At 37.7% G+C, this 6,022-nt stretch carries 2 protein-coding genes; both read left to right on the forward strand.

Translation table 11 applies throughout. The features are described 5' to 3' along the window. The coding region (locus tag U5A88_RS15900; RefSeq protein WP_354208261.1) for a T9SS type B sorting domain-containing protein at positions 1–5,569 on the forward strand (5,569 nt) is incomplete at its 5' end. 323 nt (positions 5,570–5,892) lie between these two features. After that, positions 5,893–6,022: type IX secretion system membrane protein PorP/SprF (locus tag U5A88_RS15905; protein ID WP_354208263.1), on the forward strand; the 130-nt coding region annotated here is incomplete at its 3' end.

The raw sequence follows: 6,022 nt of genomic DNA on the forward strand, positions 1-6,022 counted from the left end.
TTATACGGTAAGTTATGTATTGAATGGTGGAGCAGCAACGACTGCAACTATTAGTAGTAATGGTTCAGGCGAGTTGACTATTGGCAGTTTAGGAGCAGGAGTCTATACAGCGATTAATGTAGAGAATTCAGGTTGTACTAGTAATAGCGTAGGCACTACCCTAACGGATCCATCGGCACCAGCAGCCCCAACAGCAGTGAGTCCATCAGCATATTGTGATGGTGATTTAATAGCAGATATTACAGCTACAGGAGGAGGATCAGCAACATTTGCATGGTACAGTGATGCAACATTAACTACCTTAATAGATAGTGATGCCACGTTTACACCATCAGGAGCCGTAGGTACTCAAACAGTTTATGTAACACAAACCGTTGCAGGATGTGAAAGCTTAGCAACCCAGGTCGACATTGTCGTTAATGCATTGCCAACAGCGACAATTGCATATAGCGGAAGTCCATATTGTGCATCTGGAACAGCATCAGTTACTCAAACTGGTCAGGTAGGTGGGACGTATAGTTCAACAGTTGGTTTAGTTATTGATGCTACAACAGGCGAAATTGATTTAGCAGCTAGTACTGCAGGAACATATACAGTAACTTATAGTTTCAGTGATGGTACGTGTAATAATACCACAACGACAAGTATAACAATTAATGCGTTTCCTGTTATTGATTCAGTTAGTTTTACCGATCCAACAACCGCTAGTTGTCCAACATTAAATGATGGTACAATTACAATAACGGCAACTGGATCCAATTTAGAATATAGTATTGATGGAGGAACAACCTATCAAGGTTCTAATGTATTTAGTGGTTTAACCGCTGCAGGTTCTCCTTACACAATTGCAGTAAGAAATTCAGTTACAACCTGTGCTGTAGTAGATCCAACAACGGTTACCTTAACCGCTCCAGGATGTAACCCGAGTCTAGTGGTTACAAAAACTCAAACAGGTGGTCCAGCTACGATTACAGCAATTGGTGAGACCATAGATTATACAATTACTTTAGAGAATAATGGTGATTTAGACTTAACGAATATAAATATAACTGATTTATTACCAGATGGTTCAAACGGAGTGTTGACTGGTCCAACCGGAGATAATGGAGTAGCAGGTGTTATAGAGAAAAATGAAACATGGACATATACCATCAGTTATACAACAACATTAGCTGATTTCCAGAGGAGAGCGAATACAGGTACGAATGTAATTAATGAAGTTTCAGTAACTACCGATGAAGTTGCTACCGCAGAAACTGATACTGCAGAAACGCCAATTGAATATGCAGATTTAAGCATCACCAAAGCGGTAAGTACAGCAACGCCTAATGTAGGTGATGTCGTTACCTTTACATTAACTGTAGCTAGTAGTGGTAATAATGCAACAGGGGTAACAGTTGAAGATGTTGTGCCTAACGGATACGGTTCTGTTACCGCAATTACAGGTGGTGCATCCGTAACCGGCAATACTATAAGTTGGTCAGGTTTATCTGTTTCAACAGGAGCACCAACAGTATTAGAGTTTACAGCTCAAGTATTGGCATTAGGAGATTATGATAATAGAGCAGAAATTACGGCGTCTGGTAATGTAGATCCAGATTCCGATCCAACGACTAGTTTTGGAACAGACGATTTAACTGATGGAGTTTCCGATGATGATGAAAGTAATACAGTAACAATTAATCCAGCAGCAGTATCTGACTTGTCAATGACAAAAACAGTGAATAATGCAACACCGAATGTAGGTTCAAATGTGATATTTACATTAACAGTAAATAATGCTGGACCAAGTACAGCAACAGGCGTGCAAGTAACTGATGTGCTACCAACAGGTTATGTTTATGTTTCTGATAATGGGGCTGGTGCATATGATGATGGAACAGGTGTTTGGACAGTACCAAATATCCCGTTAAACGGATCAGAAAGTTTACAAATTACCGCAACAGTTAATGCTACAGGTAATTATACTAATGCAGCTGAAGTAACAGCTTCAGATAATACAGATTCTGATTCAACACCGGGTGATGGAAGCGGTGATGATTACGCAACTGTGAGCACTACACCTAATGCAGTATCAGATTTAAGTATAACTAAAGCAGTTGACAATGCAACACCAGCTGTGGGTAATAATGTAACATTTACGTTAACTGTAACCAATGCTGGTCCAAGTGATGCAACAGGAGTAACAGTTGAAGATGTTGTACCTAACGGTTATGATAATGTTACCGCAATTACGGCAGGTTCATCTATAACAGGCAATACCATTAGTTGGTCTGGTTTAACTATTACATCAAGTAATAGTGCTACCTTCCAATTCACGGCTAGAGTTTTAGCTGGTGGAAATTATGATAACAGGGCAGAAATTACAGCTTCGGATAATCTTGATTTGGATAGTGATCCAAACACTAGTTATGGAACGGATGATTTAACAGACAGTATCGCAGATGATGATGAAAGTGATATAGTTAGTGTGAGCCCTACTGCAGTTTCAGACCTTTCAATGACTAAAACAGTAGATAATGCTACACCATTAGTAGGTTCTAATGTAGTATTTACTTTAACTGTGAATAACGGTGGATTGAGCGACGCAACTGGAGTGGAAGTTACAGATGTATTGCCTAATGGTTACACATACGTTAGTGATAATAGTGCTGGAACTTATAATGATGGAACAGGTGTATGGACTGTTGGGAATATAGCCAACGCATCATCGGCTTCGTTACAGATTACGGCAACCGTTAATGCAACTGGTAATTACACTAATAATGCTGAAGTAACAGCTTCAGATAATGCAGACCCAGATTCAACTCCAGGTGATGGTAGTGGTGATGATTTTGCAACGGTTGGAACAAACCCAGTAGCCGTATCTGATCTAGAGTTGACTAAAACAGTTGATGATGCAGCTCCGTTAGTAGGTTCTAATGTGGTATTTACGTTAGCTGTAAATAACGGTGGATTAAGTGATGCAACAGGAGTGCAAGTAACAGACTTGTTGCCATCAGGATATGCTTATGTAAGTGATGATGGTGCAGGTGCCTATGTTTCTGGTACGGGTGTTTGGACAGTACCAACAATTAACAACGGTAATTCGGCAACTTTAAATATTACAGCAACAGTTTTGGCCACGGGAATTTATAACAACTCGGCTGAAGTAACAGCATCTGATAATTTTGATCCAGATTCTACTCCAAATAATGGAGATACGAACGAAGATGATTATGATATTGTAAATGTTGTGCCGCAACCCGTTTCTGATGTAAGTTTGGTTAAATCGGTTAACGATTTAAATCCAACTACTGGTGATATTGTTACTTTTACTATAACGCTAAGTAATGCGGGTCCAAGTGCTGCCACAGGTGTAAATATAGAAGATGTTATTCCTGACGGATTTGGTAATATTACTGCCATTTCAAATGGAGGTATATTAACAGGAAACACCATAAACTGGATCGGTTTAACAATAGCAAATGGAGCTAATTTAGCGTTAACGTTTAATGCTGAAGTATTGGTTAATGGGACAAATACAACTACAAGTTATTATAACCAAGCAGAAATTACAGGTGCTGACAATATTGATCCAGATAGTGATCCTAATACAAGCTTTGGTGCAGATGATTTAGCTGATGGCATTGCAGATGACGATGAGAGCATTGTAGATAATATTGTTATCAATTTCTTACCAACGGCAGAAGACGATTCAGTTGTTGTTGTAGAGAATTCAACAAATAATGACATTACAGTATTATTAGATAATGGTAACGGTGCTGATGATTTTGGTAGAGACGGACCAAGTACTACACCAATTGTAATTACCACAGGACCTAGTAATGGTACAGCAACGGTTAATGCCAATGGTACACCAAATGATCCAACAGACGATTATGTGGTATTTACACCTAATGCAGATTTTGTCGGAACTGATACCTTTACATATTCTATTGAAGATAGCAATGGCGACACTTCAACAGCAACAGTTACAATTGAAGTATTAGTAGATACAGATGGAGACGGCGTAGCTGACTTATATGATATTGATGATGATAACGACGGTATTTTAGATACAGTTGAAGGAACTGGTAATTCAGATGGTGACATATATCAGGATAGCTTAGATATAGATGCTGATAATGATGGTATTCCAGACAATATAGAAGCTCAAACAACTGATGGTTATATAGCACCTTCAGGAGTTGATTCTGATGGAAACGGCTTAGATGATGCTTATGAAAGTACACCAGGCTCTGGAGAAGGACTAACACCTGAGAATACTGACGGAACGGATAATCCTGATTATATTGATACGGATAGCGATAACGACAACGTTGTCGATAGTATAGAAGGTAACGATGCTAATCATGATGGTATTCCTGATGTAACTTACATAGGTATTGATGCTGATGAAGATGGACTAGATGATGCTTTTGAAGGTGCTGACAATAATGACGGATTTGACGTTAATGACGAGATTAACGATCCGCAAATTGACTTGCCAGATACTGACGGAGATTTATCACTAGACTATAGAGATACCGATGATGATGGTGACGGAGTAGCAACTCTAGATGAGGATATTAATGGTAATGGAGACCCGTTTGATGATGATTTTGATAATGATTTCCAACCAAACTATTTAGATATTGATGATGACGGAGATGGTATTTTAACATCAGTTGAAGGAACTGATAATTTAGATAGTGATTCTAATCCTAATTATTTAGACATTGATGCTGACGGAGACGGTATTCCTGACAACGTAGAAGGGCAAACAACTGATGGTTATATTGCACCTTCAGGTGATGATGCTGACGGTAACGGTTTAGATGATGCCTACGAAATCACCCCAGGTTCGGGTGATGGTATTACACCAGTTAATACCGATGGTGCCGATGATCCTGATTATTTAGATGAAGATTCTGATAATGATGGTGTACATGATTATATTGAAGGACATGATCAAGATCATGATGGTTTCCCAGATGTGGATCCATTAGATGCTGATACTGACGGTGATGGACTAGATGATGGTTATGAAGGTAGTAATGTAAATGATATTGATCCAAATGACGAAATTGATGATCCAGCAAATAATCTGCCTAATTTCGATTTTGACCCAACGCCAGGAGCAACTAATGATGATGTTGATTACAGAGATACTGATGATGATAATGATGGTGTGCCAACATTTGAAGAAGATGATAATGAAAACGGTATTTGGCATGATGACGATTGTGATTTCGACGGTAAGCCTAATTACTTAGATGTTACATCATGTACAATAATACCAGATGCTTTCTCACCAAACGGAGATGGAGACAATGATTACTTTATTGTACCGTTATTAAGTAGGTATCCTGATTTCAGAATTGAGATATATGATAGATGGGGTGCTAAAGTATATGATTATAGTAATGAAAGCAGAACACCTGTTGAATGGTGGGATGGATTCTCTGATGGAAAAATTACCATTCAGAAAGATCAAAAAGTACCAGTAGGTACGTACTACTATATCATCTACTTTAACAAAGATGATAGAAAGCCTGTAACAGGTTGGGTATATGTAAATTATTAAATAAAAAACACTTCAAAGAAAGTTATGAAATTCTTTGAAGTGTTTTAAAATAGTATTAGTAGTTTTGCTAATATCTTAAGTGGAAAAGTAATAAGTGGTGTTTTTACATAAATTACGATTTTAGAAGTAGAATAAATCTTTTCTAATAGTAAGGTTTGGTTTTTGCCATATAAGAATTATTAATTAGCGAATTTAAAGGTAGGAAATAACAGAATTTGGTTGTTATAATATAGTATGCATAAATTACAAAGCAATAGCATAAAATGTTATAGTTAAATTATAGCATTCTAAACTATCTTAAAAGAATAATTAAAAAAAAATAGATGAAATTAGCATCAGTAGTTTTACTATTAATATTAGGTTTAGGTACTCTAGAGGGTCATGCACAACAAGACCCGCAGTATACTCAGTATATGTACAACATGAACATTGTTAATCCGGCTTATGCGGGTT

Source organism: Aureibaculum sp. 2308TA14-22 (assembly GCF_040538665.1).
GTDB lineage: Bacteria > Bacteroidota > Bacteroidia > Flavobacteriales > Flavobacteriaceae > Aureibaculum.